The sequence below is a fragment of the Myxococcus sp. MxC21-1 genome (assembly GCF_032612255.1).
GTDB lineage: Bacteria > Myxococcota > Myxococcia > Myxococcales > Myxococcaceae > Myxococcus > Myxococcus virescens.
Map to the genome: position 1 here is coordinate 5866306 of NZ_CP123278.1, position 21566 is coordinate 5887871.

The window sequence follows — 21566 nt, forward strand, 5'->3', positions numbered from 1 at the left end:
ACACGCCACGCCCAGGCGGGCCAGAGCAGGTAGCGGCGATCTCCCGCTGGCGGGTCCGGGCGAAGCCGAAACAAGAGGATGGGATCCTCACGTTGAAATAACGCGGCCATGGTTCCCCTCACATAGCTTGCGGAACTCCACCAGCTCCGGAACCGCCGAGGAGGCCTCCTTGGTGGCCAGCATGCCCTCGTCGCCTACCATGATGAGCAGGCGCTGCTGGCGGCTCATGGCCACGCACAGGCGGTTCTCCAACATCAAGTGTCCGTACTTGCGGCGCTGCGAGAGCTCGTCCGTGGCGCGCACGTCGTTGCTGCGCGTCATCGACAGCAGCACGACATCGAACTCCTTGCCCTGAAAGGCATCCACGGTGCCCACCCGTAGCTGCTCCCGGTGGTCCTTCGTCCACCGAAGGGAGGAGGCGATGCGGTAGTTACCATCCTCGTCCTGGTCCGCCAGGCCCCGCTTCTCCAGCTCCTGGAAGATGAGCTGCACCTGCGCCGCGTAGAAGGCGATGATTCCAAAGCTCAGATCGTCCCGCGCCTTCGTCAGCCGCTGCACCTCGTCCGCGATCCACCGCGCCTCGGCCCGGCGGGACTTGCTGCGCCCGCTGATCTCCCGACCCTGAGCCATCGGGATGTTCACCCACGCGGCCACCGCTTCTCCATAGCCTTCCAGCCCATGCACGAACTCGGACGGTGGGCGCTCGGAACGGAACTGCTCGCCGTCTTTGTAGAAAGTCTTGCTGACGAAGTCCCCCAGCACCGGGTGCATGCGGAACTGCACGTCCAGCGTGACGGTACGTGGAATGCGATCCTTGACCTCGAGTTCCTTCAAGAAATCGAAGAGTCTCTGAAACAGGCTCTTCTTCAGCGTCTTCCGGGTCCCAAGAGAGGCCATCTCAAGCTGGCTCTCCACGTCCGGCTCGAGGATGTGCGGCAACTGTCGCTGGTCTCCCACGAGGATGACGCGGCGCTCGGCCCGGGACATGGGAATGAGCAGGTCCAGCGGGTTGGCGCGGGCGGCCTCGTCGACGATGACGTTGCGGAACAGGACGCCGTCCCCCTTCGCCTGGCTCATCTCGTAGCCCACCGCCTGCTGGCACGTGGCCGCCAGCACCACCGTGTAGTTCATGACCGCGTCGCGCACGCCCCCCACGTCATGCTCCAGATCATCCAGGTAGTCGTGGAGCACCGCGTCCGGCCCCGCGGCGGACTGACGGACCCGCTGATAGAGCACGTCCACGATGTCCGTGAGTAGCGCCTCCACATCCGCGTGGACGGCGGGCGCACCCGCGGGCAGCGCGCCTGGTGACAGCCGGTCCAGGAGCCGATCCTGCAACCCCTTGAGTTGTGCTAGTAGGTCCGCCGCCGGCGGCGGCCCATCCGGGTCCAACCCTGAGGCGTGCTCAAGCAGCTGTCGGTCCCCGATCGTGAGCAACTGGAGGGGCTCCAGCCGATTGAGCAGCTGGCGGGCGTTGCGTGGGCCATCATCCGAGAAGGGAATGGCCTCGGTGCGCAGGCGCCGCACCGCCTCCAGCGCCCGCGCCTCATCCTCCTGCTGCCCGCTGGGGCTCGCTGGCCCGCGCTGCAACTGCTGGAGCAGGCCCAGCAGCCGGTCTTGCAGCGGCGGCGGCAGGTGCTCTAGCGCCAACTGGGACACCTCGCGCAGCAGGGACACCGCCTCGCCCTCCTGGCGAGGCGCCCCCACATAGGCCGCGGCACGGTTGCGCACCGGCGGAGTACCTCCGACACGGGCCGCTCGGACACCCGAGCCAGCGCGGCGCGTACGGCATCGACGCGCTCTCGGCGCCACTTCTCGAAGCCATCCATCGCATCGGCCTCGGACTGGCCCCGCCTGCGCCCCACCTTGATAGCGGGCAGGCCGAACACCCGCGTGCGGGAGGCGGCGTTCTCCACCGCGTCATGCTGGTAGCTCGTCAGCAGAGTCTGCCCAGAGATGATGTCCATGTCGTCCAGCTCTGCCAGCCGCACCTGGAGCGCGGTGATGACCTTGGTCTTCCCAGTGCCGGGCGGGCCCTGGATGAGGGCGATATCGGGGGTGTTCAGCGCGATCTCCAGGGCCCTGCGCTGCTTCTCGGTGGGGTTGCCCCCGAAGATCTCTAGCACCGCGGGTGTCAGCACCTTCTCCTGGCGGCGCCGGCGCTCGGGCACACTCTCCCCCTCGATCAGCAGTCCCAACTGCGGCATGGGGTTCTGGGCCGAGGCGATGAGCCGCTGAGCTTCCTCTCGCCGCTCCAGGCGCTTGTCATCCCCACTCTTGTCGATGGAGAGAACTCCCTTCTCGGGCGGCTTCACACCCTCCTCGAAGCGAGGGCGGATATCGAGCACGCGCTGATGGGACTGGAACCCCACGAAGGTCCCAGCGAAGACGCGCTCGCGCCGCTTGCGTTGCTGGGGCTTCGCCAGCGCCCCCTGCTCGGGGGACACCTCGTTTCTTGGCTCGGAGAAGTGCGCCACCTTGGCCTCCAGGTCCACCTCCTCCAGTTCCTGCAGTTGCCGCAGCTTCTCCTCGGCGCCCTCCCCTTCCGGGAGGTGAAAGCGCCACAGGCCATTCGGCTTTTGCTCGCACCGCGTGTAGCGCAGCGTGCCAAAGGCCTGTGCCCGACGCTCGATGCTCTTGCGCTCCAGGGCGTTGTACTCTTTCCAGAGGTGGAGGTAGCTGTCCGCCCGCTCCACCAACTGGTCGAGCTGGGTGCGCGCCGTGCCGCGGAACTCGCCCGCCAACGTCATGTCACAGAAGCGCCAGCGCCCCTCCACCATCAGCACGGGCCGGCGCTCGTCGCTGCGCTCTGGCTGGCGCTGCTCGACCACCCGGGTGATGCGCAGCCGTTCGTCGGGCCCCCTCGCCACATCCACGTTGAGGCCATGGCCATACAACCGGAAGGCCCCCAGGAGTCCCGCCTGAGGTTGCGTGCCTCCAGAGAGAAACACCCGCTCCGAGCCCGGCTCGCGAGTGGCCAGCAACACCCGCTCGGCCAGCCAGGGCACCACGCGCTGTACGGAGTCCAACTGCGGACGCTTCTTCCGGATGTCCTGCAGCAGCTTGTCGTCCACGCCCAGGTCCATGTCGCCAGGCCAAGTGTAGGATTGGGGGAACTCGTGGACCTGGAGCATGAGCCGCTGGGTGTCGCCCAGCTTTGGCAGCACATGGGCCACCCAGCACAGGCGCGGGAGATTGCGCTCAGCGAGCTTGGCCAGCAGGCCTTCGCTCCGGGAGTCCGTACCCTCGACGCTCCAGGCTTGGTTCCCCACCTGCAGCAGCACCTGGTCCAGGCCCTCGGGGAACTGGAGCCGCGCCTCGGCCAGGCGGGCCACTGGCTTGCCGAAGTCCCTGGCCCCTACGGCCCTGACCTCGAGGGTGGTCTTCTCTCCGCAGGGGACCTCGTGGATCTTCATGTGCCCTCCTGACGAAGCTCGAAGTTGACGATGCGGTGGAGCTTCTCCAGGCTGCCCAGGTGCAGCCGCCACGTGCCCCGGCCTGAATCAATCGGCACGTTCATGGCCTGAGGGCCGACCGGCAGGTTGCGGCTGCCGCTCATCGAGACGAGCGTGTACACCACACCGTCCAGGCTCCGGAGCCACAAGCGGCCCCCCTCGAGCCGTACCTCGACCCTGGGGGTGTGGGAGCCCCGCCCCATCTGGCCTTTCAACAGCCGATCGCTGATGAGCAGCGGCGAGTGCTCCGTGAGCACGGCTTGAGTGAGCCGCGTCCGCTTCGGGTCTGGCCCCCGCACCAGCGCCAGGCGTGTCACCCCTTCGGGACGGGGGGCGCGGCAGCGGGGACACTCTGCCTCCTCCACAGTGTAACCAGCCTTGCAGCTCTCGCAGGAGACCACCGCCGGGTCCGAGAGGAAGAAGCTCGCCAGCACGTAGCGCGGCTTGGCCACCCCGCACCAGGGACAGTCCGGGGAGTTCACATAGTAGGTACTGGTACACCCCGGGCACGAGAGCGTGGCGTCCGCGGCGGCATGCAGGCGCTCGGCCCACAGCGAGAGCCCGGGGCGCGCTGTGCGATCTCGCAGCCCTTTGCCGAAGGCAAGCTGACAGAGTTCTTTCAGCCTGTTCGACAGGACGAAATCCCGAGGCAAGCCCACGCTGGAGCGATTGCGCTCATCCTCGGGATGATCGATCCAGGGCAGCTCACCCCGTAGCGCCTTCTCCTCTTGCTCCGGCTCGCCCTGCGCAACGGCGTCGCCCAGCAGCGGATGCACCTGAGCTAGCGTCTGGAAGGCGATGACTCCAAAAGCGTGCGCATCCGTAAGGGTGTCCACGCCCCGCCACCCGGCCATCAACTCCGGCGCACCGTAGCCTGGCGTGTAGATGCCAGGGCCGCCGGTAGACGACTGGTAGGAAAGGTTGTCGGCATCGATGAGGCGCACCTCATTGCCAGTGACACCGGCCGAGACGAAGAGGTTGTGAGGCGACGGGTCGGCGTACACAAGGCCCTTGCCATGAAGCTGCGCCAGCAGATCCGCTGCCCGCGCCAACAGCCGCAGCCGACGCCGCAGCCCGCCTCCAGCGATGTACCAGGGCACCAGGGACTTCTCGCCTCGCGGCATGTGCGCCAGCACCTTGAGCGGCACCATGCCCGTCAGCAGTTCCATGATGTAGCCCAGGTAGGGCTCTCGCAGCATCTCCAACGGCTGGGCGATCTCCAGGTCCCCGAGCGTGAGCCGCTTCACGTGGATGAGCTGGTTGCGCAGGCGGTCACGCCGGGACGGCGAGTCGTCGAAGACGAGCTTCGCGGCCAGCCTTCCACCTTCCACCTCGAAGACGGCGCCCTGCCCGCCGCGGCCCAGTTGCCGCACGAGCCGGTAGCGCCGGCCGTTCATGTCCACGACCTGGCCGGGACCTTCAGTCACTGGCGCCTCGCTTCTCAAAAGTCCAGCTCGCTCAGGTCAGTAGGGTTCACCGCGACGACGCTGTTGGGGTTGATGCTGCGCGAGCGGGCCGTCACGCTCATGGTCACCCAGCGGAAGAACTGGCGTACCTGCCGGGCCTCATGCGCCTCGAAGACGCGCGCCTCGGTGTCCGCCAGGAAGGCCTGCAACATGGCCTTGTCTGCGTCCGCGCCGATGCCCATGGCGAAGCGCAGTGCCTTGGACGCCCGCGCCGAGCCAAGAAGCCGCCGCAGCGGCTCCTGCCACGTGTCTGTCGGCTGCCCGTCCGAGACGAGCACCAGCGCGGGGCGGTAGGAGCGGCTCGGCACCTGCTGAGGGTCCTCCAGCATGGCCGTCGCCACCTCCAGTGCTCCCCCCAACGGGGTGCCTCCCGCGGCCGCCATCTGCTGCCACTGGGTCTGCGAGGCGGGCTGGAGTGCCTGGTGCAGCTTGGCGCCGCCCTGGCCGAAGGTGATGACGGCGACGTGGATCTCCGCCCGGCTGTCGTCCTCGCGGGCGAAGGTCTCAATCATGTCCTTGACCGCAGTGTTGAGCGTGCCGATCTTCCCATTGGAGTCCATGCTGCCGCTGACGTCGGCCAGCAGGATGACGGGTAAGGGGCGGGCGGTAGACGCGGTGAATTCCTTGAGCTGGGTCATCGTAGGTTCCTCCGAAAGTCGCTGTAGAAGGTGGGGCCTAGCGCAAGCCTCGTTGTTGCCAGTGCGGGCGAAACCTGCGCGTCCGAGGGCGCAGGTGGCTCAGATCCCGGTTGCGGTAGACGGTGACGATATGGCCATCGGGGCTGCACACGACGTGCACTCCCTCGTAGGCGGACAGGTCGATGCCCTCGGTGGCGTAGTGGTGAACCTCCTGGTGGCCGATTACATAGAACTCGGCGGCACGGGTGTGGATGACTCGCCCGTACCAGAGTGCCGCGCGGAGCGCCTCGGCGGGCAGTCCGCGCATGCGCATGCGCTTCAAAGCGTGCTCACTGAGGGCGTAGCCCTCGCTGATATGGGGTCGGAACGTTGGGGGGGCGGTGTGCATGGTTGGAGTCCTCACAGCGCCGCAGGGGGATCCGCGGAGCTCGGACAGCCCCAAAAGCGAGGACCGTGCCACGCGCCGGCATGGTCCTCGGCTTCCTATAAGTGGCCGTTCTGACAGCACTTTTGGCAATGAGTCCTGCGCCCCCATGAAAACCCCCGCTGGTGACTGCCCCGGTTCCGGAATCAATCTTCCGGGCCATCGGAAGACTTCTCCTCCTCGCCCTTAAGCCAGTTGCGCAGCGTCTTCTCGCTGACGTCGCAAAGCGCCTCCACGGCAATGCGGCGCTCGGCGGCGATGCGGCGCAGTTCCCTGGCAAGGTACAGCTTGAGCTTGAGCTCAAGACTCTTGGTCCCCAGGCGCATGCCGGGGAGCAGCACGGCTTCGAGCGGCTGAGCGAGCGCGAATGAGCGGGCCACCTCTCGCGACAACTCCAGGTCCTCGGCTTCTGCTGCCCCGGTCTCCAGCTCCGCCAGGGCATAACCGACGGCATTCTCGACGTTGAGCGGCTCATGCGGGTCACTCCTCGCGGCAACCAGCCGGTAAGCCACCCGGAACAGGTCCCGGAGGTTGCCCGGTAGTGGGTGCTTGCGCAGCACCTTGACGATGCGCTCGTGGTGCGCATGGCCCAGGCGGGCCTGCTTGTCGCTCGCCCTCGAGCGCAGCGCGGCCTGCTGGTAGACGGTCTCCCACAGCCAGGACATGTCCTCGGGCACATCGCGCAGGGGGGGGAGGCGCAGTTGTAGCAGGCCAATGCGATCGAGGAAGTCTGGGTCGAGTCGCTCGCGCAGTCTCGACAACGGCAGGTTCGTGGCCGTCAACAACCGGAAGTCACTCTTGCTGGGCTTGTCGTCTCCGAGCTGGACAAAGCGCTTCTCCTCCAGCGCTTTGATCAGAAGCCGCTGCACGTCCTTGGACACATCCCCCACCTCATCCAAGAACAAGGTGTCCCCATTCGCGGCGGCGAGCAGCCCCGGCCGGTCGTGCACCGCCCCGGTGAAGGCTCCCTTGAGGTGGCCGAACAACTCGGCGCGCATGGTCTCAGGGGTGTACTGGCCACAGGCCACTGCGGGCCAGCGTTCGTCCTGCTCCTCGCGACGGTAGGGACTGTGCAAGCGCATCCAGTTGGCCAGCGTCGTCTTGCCGGTGCCACGCTCACCCAGGATGAGGACAGGCACCTGGAGGTGAGCAAAGCGGCGGGCCTCCGTGTACAGCTTCTTGAGGACAGGGGACTGGAAGCGGGCTGGATCCCACTGCAGGGCCTGCTCCTCGGAGGCAACCTGGCTCGGCCGGGAGGCTTTGTAGACCTTGTAGAAGGTCTCGATGCCCACTTCTACCGGAACGACAGCAGGCCGGCCCCGGCGATCCTCCTTGCGGTAGGACTTCACCAGTTGGAAGGGCGTATCGATGAAACCCGTCTCGGCCATGAGCACCCAGATGGTCTGCATCGATGGAGAGCCAGGACTGGAATGGATGATGAGTTCCTGATCCTTGTAGCGCTTGCGAAGCTCTGGCACTTTCTGCCGGAGGAACTCGAAGATGGCCCTGTGGTCAGTAGGGTCATCGCCCTGCCAGGTCACGTGCTGGATGCGTGCGTCCGTCAGCCGTGACTGGATCTCTTGGGTCGTCTCTTGCAATGCCCGCTGCTCCAGGGCGTTGTTCCCATCGGAGCTGTGCCGGTGTAGCAGAACGATGTCGTGGATTCGCCCCTTGAAGGGCGACTCGTCGTCGAACAGCAGGGCGAGCGTGGGCCCGAAGACGCGTTGGTTGCCTGCCTCTCGGGACTTGTCGCTGCGCTGCTCGCGCTCGAAAGGATCATTCTGTCGAGCGACCCATGAGATGAGGACAGGTGTGCCCGTTCTCATGAGGCATTCTCCGCGTATACCCCACCCGCCAGTTGCAGCCCCATGCGTTGCCTCTGAGTTATGAATTGCCGCGCAAAGCGACTCACTGCTCTTGGGACGCTAATACGTTCCCTACTTGAGAGGCATGTGGCATGGAGGGCAAACTCCCCTTTGCTCCAGCCGTGTGGGATGCGCCCTCACCCTGAAGCTCACGGGGAGCTGCGCAGTAACCTCACGAACTCGCGTTGACAGGTTCCGCTAGATGGGGCCGGGCTGCTGCGCAGGACGTTCATGCTGGAGGTGTTTGCCTGCGCCCGGTGTGAAGGCAGGCGCATGGGGCTGGCGTACTTGACGGCACCCGGTGGGGTCCGCGCCATTGTAGATCACCCAGGGCAGCCCGCCTGAGGCAACCCACACAGCACGAATATGGATTCTAAGGTCAGGTAGGCAGGTTCAAATCCAGAGGTTCCGGTTGGTATCAGCTAGTACCCGGGGAACTTCCCCCGGGGCCTAACGTCAGGAGCCCCACCATGTTCGTCGTTCCGCCCATCATCGCGAACAACCTCGGGAAGATTGCGCTCACCGCCGCCGCGACCACGCTCGGTGCGCTCGGCTACGCCCACCGCGAACGCATCCGGAGCTGGTTTTCGGAGGAGGACGACGACAACCTGGACCCACGGGACCAGCGGCGCAAGCAGGCCGAAGCAGAAGCGCGTGAAGCGGCGCAGTCCCTCAAGGACCTCCATGGCAAGCTGACTCCAGACGAACTGAACAGGAAGCATGCGGAGCTCCTGGAGAAGATCTCCGCGACGACGGCCACCACGGTGAGTGAGTTCAAGACCCTCATCAACGACGTCCACGATGAGCTCGGCACCATGGCGGATAACTTCCAGGGCGAGTTGGACGGGCAGAGACGCGAGGTGCGTGCGCTCGGCAAGGAACTCCGCGAGGCCATAGCGAGCCTCACGGCCCGGCAGGACACGCTGGAGGCACTCGTCCGCGGCAGGCCCCGCGAGGAGCGAGTCACCGATGGCCAGGGGGAATCTCCCTCCTCCCCTGCCCCTCTCCAGCCTACGGGCAGCAGCGCCGCGCCAGGTGGCAAGCGCAAGGGGAACGGGCGTTCGGCGCCGGACTCGCGTCCGGCCTGAAGCGCCTGGCTTCCCAGTCGTAGGAATCGAGGCTCATCCCATCCCTATCCGCGCCCCATCGGCGCGCTCTCCAAAGCGCGCCACGCGGGCTCATCTGCCCTCCGAGCGTGCGCACACTCGGAGGACACCATGAAGCGCATCCTCACCCTCCTGCGTAGCCACCGCCTCGTCCGGCCGATGACGGAAGAAGAAGCGAAGTCCATCAGCATCGAGCTGCTGCGCCCGCTAGCCCTTGAGCACGAACGGGCCTTGAAGGCCGGGCTCAACGACGAGGACCTCCTTGCCGCCCTCCGTCACCTCGGCCGGATGAGTCTTTACGCGGTAAAATCGAACCTGACGCAGCGCAGCATCCTGCTCCATCTGCGCCTCCTCGTGGGTAGCAAGAAGGAGCGCGCGGCGATCATCAACGGCTGCCTGGATGCCAGCTTCGAACTGATGCTGAAACCCCCAGCCCCGACCAGTTCGAAGGGCCCCACCCTCCATTGAGGTCAGGACCGCCACGGCATCAGTGCTCCTGCCGTGGCGGCTCCGGGTTGGTGCTTGATTTTGCCCCGAGAGGCGCGGCGCTCACGGGAACATCACGTTGCCGAGGGTGATGGTGCCCTGGCCGCCCTCGTCCCACAGCTTGAGGGTGAAGGGACCGCGGGCCTCCTTCTCCGTCGCCTCCGCCTCCACCACGACATGGACGCGCTTGGGCGAGTCCATGGAAACCTCCTGCCACACTGTCAGCCCCTTCAATTCCTCGCCCGCCTTGCCCCGCAGCACCACGCCCTCCGCAACCCAGGGTGCTGCATCCTCGAAGCCGTCCAGCCACAGTTCCACCGCTACGCGCCCGACCGAGCGGAAGCTCGTGGCGGTCTGCACGCGCAGAGGAACGCCGGGCCGCTCGGTGATGGCCTTGAGCAGGTTCCTGACCGGAACGCCCTTCTTGTCGAGTTGCCCGGTGGCCAGCAGGCCGGTGAGCCCTTCCGGGTGCTTCAGCTCCGCTCGCAGGAGTTCGACCTTCTCGCGGCACTGCTGGAGCTGCGCGTCCTTCTCCTTTAGCTCGGTGCCAAGGGACTCCGCGGAGCGCCGCTTCCTGTAGACCTCCACCTGTCGCTCGGCCACAGCCGGATGCACCACCAGCGCGAAGACGGCGCTGCCCGGAAGTGCCCCGTCCTGGAAGGGGACCGTCAGCCGCAGCCTCTCTCCCGGAACTGCCTGTTCCGAGGGCACCAGGAGGATGGCGTCCTCCGCGATGGCCACCCACATCCGCTCGCGTCCCTCCAGCAGCACCCGTTCCCGGTCGATGCTCGCGCCATGGAAACGGAACGCGGTGGTAATCCCCTGGCTGATCCCCACCTCGTGCACGCGGCTGGCCGTGTCCTCCATCAATTCAAGGTGCCGCACACCCGGAACCCAGGAGACGGGGCGCGGCTGCGCGGCCACACCACCTCCTACGAGAAGCGCAAGGAGGAAGATGGCTAGGAACGGTAGGGGCACTGGGAGGAGACTTCCTGGGTTGGTCCGGTAGCGTCCTCTCCTAGCACTGCTCCCCGCTGCGCGTCGCCCGCCGGCCCTTGCACGTCCTCGCCCGCTCTCACTCGAAGCGGTCTACAGCCTCAACATCCCCACCACTGAAGACCCGGGCGGAGTCGGGGCCTCCATCGGGCTCGCGCGCAAGGCCGCGTTTGCCGTCCGCGTCATAGAGTTCCAGGCAGACAGGGAAGCGCTCGCCTCCTGGAATGCGTGCCTCGATGAGGCGTCCGTACACGCGCCCGTCCCCAAAGATGAGCCGCGCCACGAACCGAGTGCTGTCCGGCAGCTTCCCGAGCGGGCCTATCAGCTCCAGTTCGGTGTAGCCCTCTCGCACGGTGATGAGCTCACGGTGCGTTCCCGGGAACAACACGGGCTGACTCTCCCCGATATCAATGTCGAGCTTCTCCATGGCCTCTAGCGCGCCAGGAGGACAGCTCTCTGACGGCGGCGCAGGACGCACCTGGGGCCCGCTACAGGCCAGTGCCGCGGATGTGGCGCCCACGCAGAGCGCTTTGCCCATGAGCCCCAGGCCCGGTGCCTTGGTGTTCGGAGTCGGAGTGGCAGGGGAAACGGTGGTCTTCAGCATCTTCACGGCAGCCTGGACCTCGGCGTGCGTCGCGGGCGCGGCGGCCGCAGGAGTAGAGGCCGCCAGGGGCGGAGCTGCGGCGGCGGCAGTCTCAGGGGACTCGACCTCCTGCGCCACTTCATGGCTGGACGACCTGGAGGGTTGATTCACAAGGACAGCTTGAGGAGCGGCGGGAAGCTCCTCGGTGGGTGAAGATAGCAGCCACCCACCGGGCCCCCTGGCCGCCCAGGTGGCGCAGGCCAGCACGGCCACCAAGACGAGCCAATACGGCCACCCACGCCCCCGCAGCCGGAGCACCTGCGCGCCCTGCGCCCTGCTCGGTACGGCCAGGGAGCGCCGCAGGGGAAGCCTCGGCATGGTCAGCACGGGTCCCAGGATCATCCTGCAAGGTGGTGGCGTCCGGGACGCGGTAGGCCAATCGGGTCGCCGGATGCGCCGACGCGCCCCTCCGGGCACGCCCGTGGCGTCCGGCGCTTCCTCCCACTCGAAGGTGGAGAGTTCCCACTCCTCAGGCGTGCCAAAGGCCACCGCTGCCACCAACGCGGCATGCACCTCGTGGCCGGCCTGGAAGCGCGCTTCGGGCTTCTTCGCGAGCAGCCGCATGATGACGTCGCTGAGCGCCCGGGGCACTCGGCGGTTGACAGCCGCGGGCGCTGCCGGGAGCACGGCTTCAATCTGCATGTAGAGCAGGTCTGGCGGCAGCTCAGGCGAGAACGGCCAGTACCCGGTCACCACGCGGTACAGGCAGACGCCCAGCGCGTACAGGTCATCGGTGGCCCGGGCCTCGTAGCGTGCGCCGGGCCGCTTGTAGTGCGTGCGGAAGAAGTGCACCGCCTCGGGGCTGAGCAGGTGCAGGGTGGCCGGTGGCAACACGGCCGTGGTGACGGTGTCTGCGCCGGCGTACCGCCCCACTCCGAAGTCGAGGAGGATGGGCTCGCCGTCCTTCTCGCGGATGAGGACGTGCTCAGGCTTGAAGTCGCGGTGCAGCACGCTCCGCTCGTGCAGGGCCCCCAACGCCAGGGCCACAGTGCCGGCCTTCTCGGCCAGCTGCCGGAACGAGGGGTTCAGCGTCTCCACCCAGGTGTGCAGCGCCAGGCCCGGCACCCAGTCCATGACGAAGAAGAGGAAGCCCGTCGCCGGGTGCGGCCACCGTCCGGAGGCGTGCAGGCGCACCACGTTCGGGTGCACACCCTTGGACATGAGCAGGTGCACCTCCCGCTCAGCCCGCTCGTCTCCGGGGCGCAGCGCCAGCTTCAGCGCGTAGAAGTCCCCGGGACGCGCCATGTCCTCCACGCGGTAGACGGCCCCGTAGCCGCCCACACCCAGCCGCTCCACCACGCGCCAGGAGCCCACTTCCGTCCCGGGTCCCAGGGCGCCTGGATGCACCTGCCAGTTTTCCGCATGCACAGGCACTTGACGTACCACCTCGCTTCCCGAGTGCGTAACCTATCAGGTTGACAGCGGCTCCATGGAAGCCCGGCTGCTCCATCGCCGAGGCACACCGCGGGTGGGCGAATCACTCTGCCGCGCGTGGGTATAAGGGACTGGCGGGTACTCCCTGCCGACGCGTGGTGGCGAGTGGTGCTCCCGCGTCCTTCTCCAACCCAATCCCGAAGCAACCCGCGCCTGGAGCGTGAACGTCACGTCCTGTGGCCTGGCGCCGCTTTCGTCACGAGGACACCATGTCCCATGAAATCAACCAGATGGCGTACGTCGGCAAGGAGCCCTGGCACGGCCTGGGCACGAAGCTGCCGGCCAACGCCGACTACGACTCCATCGTGCAGGCCGCCGGCTTCTACACGGCCATCGAGCGCGACGTCTTCGCACCGCCCATGGAGAGCCCCATCCCGGACAAGAAGGCGCTCTTCCGTGAGGACAATGGCTCGTACCTGGCGACCGTCAACCGGGGCTACGAGGTCATCCAGTTCGCGGATGTTGCTCGGACCCTGGTGGAGGCCGCGGGGGACGTGCGGTGCATCTTCCACACGGCGGGCACGCTGGGTCGCAACGGTGTGCGTGGGTGGCTCCTGGGCGAGCTTCCCGAGCCGATGCGCGTGCGAGGAGATCCAAGCCCCATCAAGCGCTACATCCTGGGCTACTGCGGCCACGACGGCACCACGGCCATCACGCTCAAGAACGTGGCCACGCGCGTCGTCTGCCAGAACACCATCGGCGCCGCGCTTGGAGAGAAGGACGGAGCCGAGTGGCACATCATCCACACCACGAGTGCCCGGGTCCGGCTGGAGGAGGCGGGCCGTGCGTTCCGTCGCCTCGTGCAGGGCTACGAGCGCTTCGCCGCTCTGGGGGACCACCTGGCCATGACCCGTTTCTCCGAGCACCAGCTGCGGAACGTGCTCGACGCGGTGCTGCCCCTGCCCCAGGACGCCGTCGAGCACCCACGCCTCGAGAAGGCGCGCAACAAGGTGGTGCAGTTGTTCCACGCAGGCACCGGCATCGAGGGCCGCATCCAGAACACTGCGTGGGCCGCGCTCCAGGCGGTCAGCGAGTGGGCGGATCACCACCGGAACACCCGGTCCGTCAAGGGGAAGCCCATCGAGATGATGAAGCTGGAGTCCATCTGGATGGGCAAGGCGGCCAGCTTGAAGCGCCAGGCGCTGGCGGCCATCGCGAACACGGCTCGCATCCGGCTCGCGACATAGGGCGGCGGCTACCGCCCTGCGAGCACAGTGCCCTGGGGTGACGTGAGCGCCCCTTGCGACAAGAGGCAGGCGTCGTTTACGGCGCCCGCTTTCTTTTGGGGGCCGTGCTGGATCATGCAGTGAAGTCCCCTCCTCCAGAGCACAAACACCAGCAGGGCAATGCTTCGAGTCTCCATTCCCGAGCCATTTCTTCCTCCTTGCGAAACTTCGCATCGAGGCGCAGGTAACGGAGCCCCCAAGGTACATGCCTCGGGGGCTTCGTCTTTTCTCCCCTGATTTCCCGAGGGTTTGCGCGTCGCCGAGCACAGCGTACGCCGGGATGCCGTTCGCGCAGAGAGCACCACGCACGCGTGCGAGGGCTCGTCGACGGCGCGCGGGACAGCATTCGTGCTCTCTTCTTGTGCCCACGGAGAGAGAAGCCGAGACGCGGTTAACAGCCGCCCCTCTTTCTCCGGGACGGTGACCCGGCGATCAACTGTCCAGGCGGATGCGGGCCTGTTGATCGTCGGGGCGCTGTCCCGCGCGAGCGCCGAACGGCGCGAACGTTGGCGCGTGGTGCGCCGTTCGCGATGGCCCCGAGCCTTGAGCGGACGCGGGCAGAACGCGCCCGTGGGTCCGTCCTGCGCGTCGGGGGCGGGACTTTTGATCGCCAGGACGCCGTCCCACGCCGGTCACACGCGCTGGGCCAACTGGGCCTTCACGGCGCGGTCGTAGGCTTCGAGGAGCAGCCGCAGGTCGCCCACAAGCGCGTTCGTCGGCGGCACGCTGCCGGTTTTGTAGAGGCGGTGAGCAACGGTGCCGTGCTGGTAGTCATTCCCGAGCGCGTGCTTGGTGTGAAGGTCGATCTCGTTCGTGAGCATGAACCCGGCCTCGTCGAGTTCGGTGGCGAAGCGACGCAGCTCCTCCGAGCGCTGGCGGATCGCGGCTCGCCCTGCATCGGCACCGAGTCGCTCCTTCGCTCGCGTGATGCCCTGGTTGAGCGTCGCATAGACGCCCGACATGTCCTCGCGGAACAGGTAGATGACGTAGATGCCGTCGCTCGTGGCCTTTGCGACGCGGTCGTCGAGCAGCGCCAGCCATGGGATGCGGGCCCACGCCCCCTGGCCGAACGACCATCGCACCTTCATGTGAGGGCGTTCGCGAACAATGGACGTTGCCTCGAGAGCGGCCCGCAGGCGCTTCGCGTGCCCCCAGAGCGGATGGCTGGAGTCGAGGCGCTCCTCCGCACGCGCTCGCCGGTAGCGGCCAAGAATTCCGTCGAGCCCCTCTCGGAACCAGTCGTCGCCCTGGGACGCTCCTGTCGTCGAAGTCGTCATCGCGTCAGCCCATGCCCATCGCGAGGATCGCGGCTCGCGTAGGCGAGTCGTAGAACTGCCACTGGATCGCTGTGAGGATCGCGTCCGGAACCTCGGCGAGGTCACGTTTGTTCTCGCTCGGGATGAGGATGCGTTTGGCGCCGGCCTCGACAGCCGCCTGCATCCTCTCGGGCAGCGCGGAGACCTTGAGCAGCATGCCTTGCACGCTCATCTCGCCCAGCACCACCGTCCGGTCGAGGATCGGCTTGCCGAGCAGCGCGGAGACCATTGAGAGGAAGAATGCGACCGCCGTCTCCGAGCCCTCCTTCGCCTGATTCAGGTTGATCGCCTGAACCGTGAAGTCGTAAGCCTTGAGATCCTGATCGATGCCGAGGTTCTTCAGGTTCGCCTTGAGGTAGGCGTCTGCGGTCTTGATCGCCTCCTTCATCTTGCTCGAGAGGTTCCCTAGCGGGACGATCCGACCCGAGCCCCGGTTCATCTGCGTCTGCAGCAAGAACATTGCGAGGCGGTTGTCCGAGGCGTCGGTGCCGATCGTGTAGATGCTGCCGGGAGGCAGCCCGCCTTCGGCGATGATGCTCCCGCTGCCCATCTCGGCGACGGGCACGAACGTCTCCTGGCCGCTCTCGATATCGACGTAGGAGAACGTGGTGTCCCAGTACTCGAGGCCGCCCATCTTCTTTAGCTGCTCTTTGACCCGTCGCCGCCCCTCCATCGCGTAGGCGAGGTACTCCTCCACTTCCGACTTCGAGACCTCGCCATCGGGATGCAGTAGCTTGATGAGCCCCGACACCGTCTTGCGCACGGCCTTCTGGTCGCGGCCGCCCAAGTGCTGCCCGAAGCGGAAGTAGCGCTCGGCAAGGTCGCCGTAGCTGCGCTTGCGCACTTCGCGGAAGACCTCCGCGAGGTAGTCGGTCACGAGGCCAAAGTGATTCGTGTACGTGGCGTCCGAGGTCTTCTGGAACTCCCAGCCGGGGATGTACGCGTGGATGCGGTCGTAGAACGCGGTGTCCATCTCCTTTGGCATCGGATAGAAGAGGTTCGACGTCCGGATGATGGTCTCAATGTCCCCGTCGATATTGCCCACGAACACCACCGAGCCCTCGGCAGTGATCACGTCGCCTCCGCGGCTGAAGGCGCCGTCCTCCATGTAGCCCTTCATGATGTTGAGGCCGTTCTTGTCCGTGAACTTGATGCCCGCCGCCTCGTCGAACGCGACGACGTCCCAGAGCGCCACGAGCCCGCGCTGCCCCGAGCTCAGGTTCACAAACATCTGCGCCGTCGTCGTCTGCCCGCCCGAGACGAGGTGGCAGTATGGGCTGAGCTGCTGGTAGACGAAGCTCTTGCCTGTGCCTCGTGGCCCGAGCTCGATCGAGTTGTAGTTGCGCTCGACGAGCGGGATGAGCCGCTGCAGGTAGTGCAACTTGCGCCGCTTCGTATAGTACGGGTGATTGGGCTCGTAGCCCATTGAGCGCATGAGCAGGTCCAGCCACTGGTCGCGCGTGAACCGCTTCCGGCCCTCGATGAAGCGCTCGATGTTGCGCGTCGAGAGCTGAATGGGCCGGATGCTCTCGACGAAGAACGGCCGGTTCTGCCCCTTGAAGACGTACGCATCGTCGTAGCGCAGCTTGATCTCGGCCCACACGCCGCCCATGAGCAGGCGGTCATGCTCGCGAACCTGGCTCTCCTCGACGTTGATGAAGTCGAGGTCGAGGTTCGCCAGCCGCGCCCAGTACTTGTCGTGCGTCTCGACGAGGCGAACGGAGATCTTGTCGATGATCTCGTAGGTGCTGTGCTGCTTGATCGCCGACTTCACCGCCTCGCGTTCGTCGGGCTTGACGTACTTGCTGCTCAGCGTCTCGCGTACAAACTCAAGCCCTTCGCGAATCGCCTCTTCGTCGGTCGACGCGCAGTACTTCCCGAGCAGGAACTCAATCACGAACGCGGGAACGCCGAACGCGCTCCGCATGCGGCGAAGCAGGTCCTTGCGCACGACCAGACCAGGGAACGCTTCGTTCGCTAGCCGATCGAGTTCGTCGAGTTCGATGGTTCCGTTACTCATGCGTCCTCACATGTCTCTTCCAACGGTCAGCTTGATGCCGCCCGGGGGGAACTGCTCGGTGGTCTCGACGTCGCGGATGTCGAGTTCGAGCAGCTCGCCCTTTTGAAAGCTCGCTGCCGTGTGGAAGAAGAGCGTCACGCTCTGCTCCTTGTCCTTCGGTTCGATACGGAGCTCTTTCGCTTTGCTGGCCAGCACGGACGTTGCGCTACCATCCGCAGCCCGGCGAAGCACCTCAAGCGAAAGCGTGCGCCCCGATTCCGAGAAGATCGGCAACTGTGCATCCTTCTGAGCTGCCGACGCAGCCACTCGGACCGTGACCTTCACCGCCGGGCGCTGCAGCTCGAAGGTCGGAAGCACGACCTCCAGCGCGACGCGCTTGCCTTGCGGCGCCTGGCCTCGCGACACGAGGTGCGGGATGACGAGTTCTTGGAGTGCCGCGCCACCGTGTGAGAACGACTTCTCGGCCTTGAAGAAGGCGAGCCCCGGCGGCACCGCAACTCGGTACTCAGGCGCCCACGACAGCGGCAACGTCACGAGCGGGATGTCGGCGCTCGCGGGCACGATGGCGTAACGCTCCTTGAGGACGTGGCACCACGACTTGTCGCACTCGACCTCGCTCGGGAGCTTCTGCTCGTCGAGCAAGATAAATCCGTGGTCCGTGACGATGTGGACGTGGCCGTAGCCCCAACGATGGAACTTTCGCACGAGCCGCGCGAGCCGCTCGATCTCGAGGTGGACGTGACGAATCAGCGTCTCGGCCTGACCGTGGCCGATGCTGTCGACCTCCTCGTGGCCGTAGACGACCAGCAGGTCGCCGGCGTCTGGAAGCACAGACGCAGACTCGACCTCCGAAATGTCCCGGCAATCCGCTCCGAACTCGTCCAGGAAAGTCAGGCGAGCCGCGCGCGCTGCGAAGTCCTTCCCGCCCACCTTGGGGTGCAGCGAGTTCTGCTTGAGTTCGACCTCCACGGTCGAGCCAGAGAGAGGCAGCATCGCCGTCATGCCGACCGGCGTGATCGTGGGGAGCATCGCCAGCACTGGCGTGATCTCGACGCTCTGGCCGCGCAGATGCTCGCCGATCGCGACGGCGCAGTCGTAGCGAAGCGCGTCGACGATGATCACCGCTCGTCGGCCATGTCCCTTCCAGATCGATTTCTCGAGCTGCTGCGTGACGCCGGGGAGGCCGAGGCCGTCGAGGCTCTTCGCCGCCGCGATCTGCTTGAAGAACGCTTCGTTGAGGGCGTTGGTGTACGAGGCGTAGGCGCGGTCAGCGACCTTCGCGACGGCGGGCAGCCCAGCCTCCTCGGCGGCGTAGCGAATCTCCAGGTGGGCACCGTCGATTTCTCGGGCGTGCTTCACAAAGAGCGCGACGTGGGCGTGCGGCTCGTCGGACGCGTTCACGTCCTTGCGGGCACGTGCGCAGGCGGTGACCAGCGCATCGAGGTCGCGCAGGAGCTGCCAGTGGCCGATTTCCTGGTCTCGCGCCTTCAGGAACTCGGCTTGCTCCGCAAGCACCGCACGGGTCTTGGAGAAGAACGACTCGGTCGATGACTCCTTCGCGGAGGCAGCCTCGAACTCCTGCCAGGTGCGCCGCCAGCGCTGCCAGACGAGGTGCGGGAACGCGACGGAGCGACCGGCTGGATGACCATCGGCCCACGCGGAGAGGTCCACGTCGGTCTCGACCTCTTCCACGCGGCGGTCCCAAGCGGGGCGGTACTCGGCGTCGCGCAGCCAGCGATGAACGAGCGCGACGTGGTGCGCGCGAACGGGGAGCGGTGGAAGCTTGTTCTTAAGGGGAAAGTCGGCGGGCTCACCATAGCCGAAGAACGTCTCGGTGAGCGCCACGGTGGTCACGAACTCGCGGACCCACTCGGTCGGCGCACGCCCCGGCGCCTCGAAGCCGTAGCGCTCCTTCACCATCACCGCGAGTTCCTGGCCGAGCCCCTTCTCGTGGAGCGCCGCCCACGCAGTGTCGGGATCTGCGGCCAGCTCGAGGATGGTCTGGTCGACGTCGCCGATCAGGCGAGACTGCGCGACGTCGGGAGTGAGCGTCGTCTCCCAGAACACCGGCGGCCGGTCGACGAACTTCGCGCTGTACTTTGCGAGCAGCGAGTCGCGCCCACCCTCGTAGAGGCGCCGCTGGTCCGAGGGGCCATCCGGCAGCGCGACGCCAGCCTGCTTCAGGAAGCTGAACAGAGTCGGCCGCTTGCCGCCGATGCGGAAGAAGACGCCAATGGCACGGAACTCCTCGAGGAGGTCGAGGCACACCTCGTCGTCGCGGTTCGTGGCGTCGAGGCGTTCCTCCGGCAGCGGGACGTAGACGACGACGCGCAGCGATGCCCGCTCGGCGGGACTCGCGGCTTCGAACCGCTGATGCACCTGGTGCTTCAGCCAGATCTGGCCGTGACGCTGCGCCTTGTCGTAGGCGAGCAGCACGAAAGGCGGCTTCGTGCGCGACGCGACGTGTGCGTCGAGCAGCGGCAAGAGCCTCGCGAACTCGCTCCGCTCGTCGAACCACAGGCAGATGCGCGCACGCTTCTCGTGCTGGAAGCGCTGCTCGAGCTGGCTGACCAGTGCTTCGAGGATCATCCCGCAGCCCCCGAGACGCGCAGCACGCCGGCGCGGTCGAGCGGCGCGATATTGACCTTCACGCCGTCGTCGAGGTCAGGCGCCCAGCCATGAGGACGGGCGGCAGGCTCCTTCCACGGAGTGAGGATGCGGAAGTCTCGGTCGCCGCCCTCGGGGCCTTCGTGGTGCCCCTCCTGGATGAGCTGCAGCTTCTTGTCGAGCGCCTGCACCTCTTCGAGCTTCGCTTGCAGCTCGACCCGGTCGTCGGCCCGGCCCGCCTTGTCAGCGAGGCCCGCGTCGCGGCGCAGTTCCTCGATGGTGTCGCGCACGTAGCTCGCACGCAGCTTGGCCATCCGGTTCTTGTCGAAGCGGTGGTAGTGGACCAGTGCGCCGAACGCGAAGGGCGCCGTGCCCTGTACCGAAGCGATGTGCCAGTAGATGGGGCGGCTCTTGTAAAGGCTTGCGTGGTACTCGAAGAACGCGTTGGCCAGCCAGTCCTCGAGGCTCGCGCATTTGCGGTAGCCCTTCACGCTGCGCTTCAGCTCGTTGACGATCTCGACCTCGAGCTGGCTCTCGTCACGACCGGGGAAGAGCGCAGCGAGCTCGGCGCGGACTCGCTCTGCCAGCGGTGTCTCGCCGGTGGACCGGTTGAACGGGACGATGCCGTCGTCGTCTGCGTCGATGACGCGCTTCACTGCGTACGAGAGCAAGCGCCACACGTGCTCCATGCGCTTTTGCTCGGTCGTCTTGCCTTCCATTTGAGGCCAGAGGAACTCCGGGGGCCGCTCGCTAACGGCATCCTTCATCGTCCTCATCACCTCGCCGCGCACACCGTAGGCCGAATAGACCTCTTCATTCAGCACGTTTGCGAGCGTTCGGATCCGCTCCTCCTCCTCCGATTCGCGGCGCGAGACATCCTCAAGGCGCTCAGCAAGCGCGCCATCCGCTCCGAGCACCCACGGCCGCTCGAAGCTGCCGGACACCTCATTCCCGCTGTCCCAGGCGGCCTTCAGGTCGTGGATTGCCCGAGCGGCTTGAGCGACTGCTCGACGCCGCTCCTTGCTGCAGCTCGGCACAGGCAGTCGCTTGACGACCCCAACCTCCCACGAACCGAACGACATTAGCCCGCGTAGAATGAACTCAGCGCACTCTGAACTTAGAAGTCCGAGGATGAAGTCCAGGTCTGCAGGCGTTTTTGCGAAAACGGCTGGCCCTTTATCTGCGAAAATATGACCCGGCGGCATCTTCCGAATGTTGAAACCACGCTGGGTTCTCCTGGGCCAGGTGAGACCTTCGAGTCCGTAGCGGTCTCGGCTCCTCACTTGGCGTGACCAGGAACCCTCGCCGTAGAGCTGCTCGTTGAACCGCTTGATCGCATCGCCGTCGTCCTTCCAGAGAACCACGAGGTCGAAGGACTGATAGAAGCGCGAGAAGTCGCCCCCTTTAGCGAATGGTGCCCACCCGCTGTCGATGCCGACACTGCAGACGGGGACCTCCCATCGGAAGCGAACAAATCTAGAGTCGTCAGCGGTGGACAATCCCTGCCGGACTTCGGCCACCGAAGGCTCCAGTGGCGCATTCTCCCGAAAGAGATGTGCAACGAGTCCCAGTCGTTGGTAGTTGAGTGGCGTGCCATCAATCGCTGCGAAGTCACGGCGCGCTACGTCATGCCTGACATGATGAGCCTCGTCGCGCAGCGACCTCACGAACATCTCGTGGCGCTTATCCTGCTCGCCCTTCTTGCCGCCCTTGAAGCGTTCGAGTTCGAAGAAGGCCGCGCGCTCGGCCTCGGTGACCACGTAGTACGCCCGGTCCGCCTGCGCGGGGCTCGTCTCGATGCCCTCGCGAGCCTGAGTCGCCTGGATCGTCGAGACCATCAGCTTTCGGCGAAGGTCGGCATCCGCGAGGATGGCCTTCACGTTC

The 21566-nt window shown here is 66.3% G+C and carries 15 protein-coding genes; 3 read left to right on the forward strand and 12 right to left on the reverse strand.

The window, feature by feature from the left end:
* Positions 1-87 precede the first annotated feature (87 nt).
* The 6 genes from QEG98_RS25815 to QEG98_RS25840 all read right to left on the reverse strand — a co-directional run bounded on the left by QEG98_RS25815 (position 88) and on the right by QEG98_RS25840 (position 7809).
* Positions 88-1731, reverse strand: coding sequence for a DEAD/DEAH box helicase (locus QEG98_RS25815; protein WP_316563176.1), 1644 nt, complete (start codon positions 1729-1731; stop codon positions 88-90).
* On the reverse strand, positions 1641-3416 hold the full coding sequence (locus tag QEG98_RS25820; protein WP_316563177.1) for an AAA domain-containing protein: 1776 nt from the start codon (positions 3414-3416) through the stop codon (positions 1641-1643). The genes QEG98_RS25815 and QEG98_RS25820 overlap by 91 nt, the downstream gene beginning before the upstream one ends.
* Positions 3413-4882 (reverse strand): hypothetical protein, encoded by a 1470-nt coding sequence (locus tag QEG98_RS25825; RefSeq protein ID WP_316563178.1) that lies wholly within the window; start codon positions 4880-4882, stop codon positions 3413-3415. Before QEG98_RS25825 ends, QEG98_RS25820 begins: the two co-directional genes overlap by 4 nt.
* Positions 4883-4896: 14 nt before the next feature.
* Positions 4897-5559, reverse strand: coding sequence for a vWA domain-containing protein (locus QEG98_RS25830; RefSeq protein WP_316563179.1), 663 nt, complete (start codon positions 5557-5559; stop codon positions 4897-4899).
* 37 nt (positions 5560-5596) lie between these two features.
* Positions 5597-5872 carry a hypothetical protein gene (locus QEG98_RS25835; RefSeq protein WP_316563180.1) on the reverse strand — a complete coding sequence of 92 codons (276 nt, stop codon included), beginning with the start codon at positions 5870-5872 and terminating at the stop codon, positions 5597-5599.
* A 257-nt stretch (positions 5873-6129) separates the two neighbouring features.
* Positions 6130-7809 (reverse strand): sigma 54-interacting transcriptional regulator, encoded by a 1680-nt coding sequence (locus QEG98_RS25840; RefSeq protein ID WP_316563181.1) that lies wholly within the window; start codon positions 7807-7809, stop codon positions 6130-6132.
* 509 nt (positions 7810-8318) lie between these two features.
* Here QEG98_RS25840 and QEG98_RS25845 point away from each other — a divergent pair.
* Complete coding sequence (locus tag QEG98_RS25845; RefSeq protein ID WP_316563182.1) at positions 8319-8936, forward strand: hypothetical protein; 618 nt, start codon at positions 8319-8321, stop codon at positions 8934-8936.
* Between the two features lie 129 nt (positions 8937-9065).
* A complete protein-coding gene (locus tag QEG98_RS25850) occupies positions 9066-9422 on the forward strand; it encodes a hypothetical protein (protein WP_316563183.1) in 357 nt (118 codons plus the stop codon).
* Between the two features lie 81 nt (positions 9423-9503).
* On the opposite strand, the gene QEG98_RS25855 is transcribed toward QEG98_RS25850, so the two are convergent.
* Complete coding sequence (locus QEG98_RS25855) at positions 9504-10364, reverse strand: DUF2381 family protein (protein WP_316563184.1); 861 nt, start codon at positions 10362-10364, stop codon at positions 9504-9506.
* A 151-nt stretch (positions 10365-10515) separates the two neighbouring features.
* The gene (locus QEG98_RS25860) at positions 10516-12453 is read right to left on the reverse strand and encodes a serine/threonine-protein kinase (RefSeq protein ID WP_316563185.1); all 1938 of its coding nucleotides are present in this window, start codon (positions 12451-12453) and stop codon (positions 10516-10518) included.
* A 269-nt stretch (positions 12454-12722) separates the two neighbouring features.
* Between QEG98_RS25860 and QEG98_RS25865 the strand changes: the two genes are divergently transcribed.
* Positions 12723-13700 (forward strand): DUF932 domain-containing protein, encoded by a 978-nt coding sequence (locus QEG98_RS25865; RefSeq protein ID WP_316563186.1) that lies wholly within the window; start codon positions 12723-12725, stop codon positions 13698-13700.
* A gap of 671 nt (positions 13701-14371) precedes the next feature.
* On the opposite strand, the gene QEG98_RS25870 is transcribed toward QEG98_RS25865, so the two are convergent.
* Genes QEG98_RS25870 through QEG98_RS25885 form a run of 4 tightly spaced genes read right to left on the reverse strand, consistent with a single transcriptional unit; the run spans position 14372 to position 21562 of the window.
* Positions 14372-15016 (reverse strand): MrcB family domain-containing protein, encoded by a 645-nt coding sequence (locus tag QEG98_RS25870; RefSeq protein ID WP_316563187.1) that lies wholly within the window; start codon positions 15014-15016, stop codon positions 14372-14374.
* Between the two features lie 4 nt (positions 15017-15020).
* Entirely contained in the window at positions 15021-17075 is a 2055-nt protein-coding gene (brxL, locus tag QEG98_RS25875) for a protease Lon-related BREX system protein BrxL (protein ID WP_316563188.1), read from the reverse strand.
* A 6-nt stretch (positions 17076-17081) separates the two neighbouring features.
* Positions 17082-19664: a PglZ domain-containing protein gene (locus tag QEG98_RS25880; protein ID WP_316563189.1), complete on the reverse strand. Its 2583-nt coding sequence runs from the start codon at positions 19662-19664 to the stop codon at positions 17082-17084.
* Complete coding sequence (locus QEG98_RS25885; RefSeq protein WP_316563190.1) at positions 19661-21562, reverse strand: hypothetical protein; 1902 nt, start codon at positions 21560-21562, stop codon at positions 19661-19663. The genes QEG98_RS25880 and QEG98_RS25885 overlap by 4 nt, the downstream gene beginning before the upstream one ends.
* Positions 21563-21566 lie beyond the last annotated feature (4 nt).

What these genes read in the sequence shown, in the direction of transcription:
- QEG98_RS25820 (WP_316563177.1), bottom strand. Translation starts at nt 3,416, where the DNA reads ATGAAGATCCACGAGGTCCCCTGCGGAGAGAAGACCACCCTCGAGGTC.
- QEG98_RS25830 (WP_316563179.1), bottom strand. Translation starts at nt 5,559, where the DNA reads ATGACCCAGCTCAAGGAATTCACCGCGTCTACCGCCCGCCCCTTACCC.
- QEG98_RS25835 (WP_316563180.1), bottom strand. Translation starts at nt 5,872, where the DNA reads ATGCGCATGCGCGGACTGCCCGCCGAGGCGCTCCGCGCGGCACTCTGG.
- QEG98_RS25840 (WP_316563181.1), bottom strand. Translation starts at nt 7,809, where the DNA reads ATGAGAACGGGCACACCTGTCCTCATCTCATGGGTCGCTCGACAGAAT.
- QEG98_RS25845 (WP_316563182.1), top strand. Translation starts at nt 8,319, where the DNA reads ATGTTCGTCGTTCCGCCCATCATCGCGAACAACCTCGGGAAGATTGCG.
- QEG98_RS25850 (WP_316563183.1), top strand. Translation starts at nt 9,066, where the DNA reads ATGAAGCGCATCCTCACCCTCCTGCGTAGCCACCGCCTCGTCCGGCCG.
- QEG98_RS25865 (WP_316563186.1), top strand. Translation starts at nt 12,723, where the DNA reads ATGTCCCATGAAATCAACCAGATGGCGTACGTCGGCAAGGAGCCCTGG.
- QEG98_RS25870 (WP_316563187.1), bottom strand. Translation starts at nt 15,016, where the DNA reads ATGACGACTTCGACGACAGGAGCGTCCCAGGGCGACGACTGGTTCCGA.
- brxL (WP_316563188.1), bottom strand. Translation starts at nt 17,075, where the DNA reads ATGAGTAACGGAACCATCGAACTCGACGAACTCGATCGGCTAGCGAAC.
- QEG98_RS25880 (WP_316563189.1), bottom strand. Translation starts at nt 19,664, where the DNA reads ATGATCCTCGAAGCACTGGTCAGCCAGCTCGAGCAGCGCTTCCAGCAC.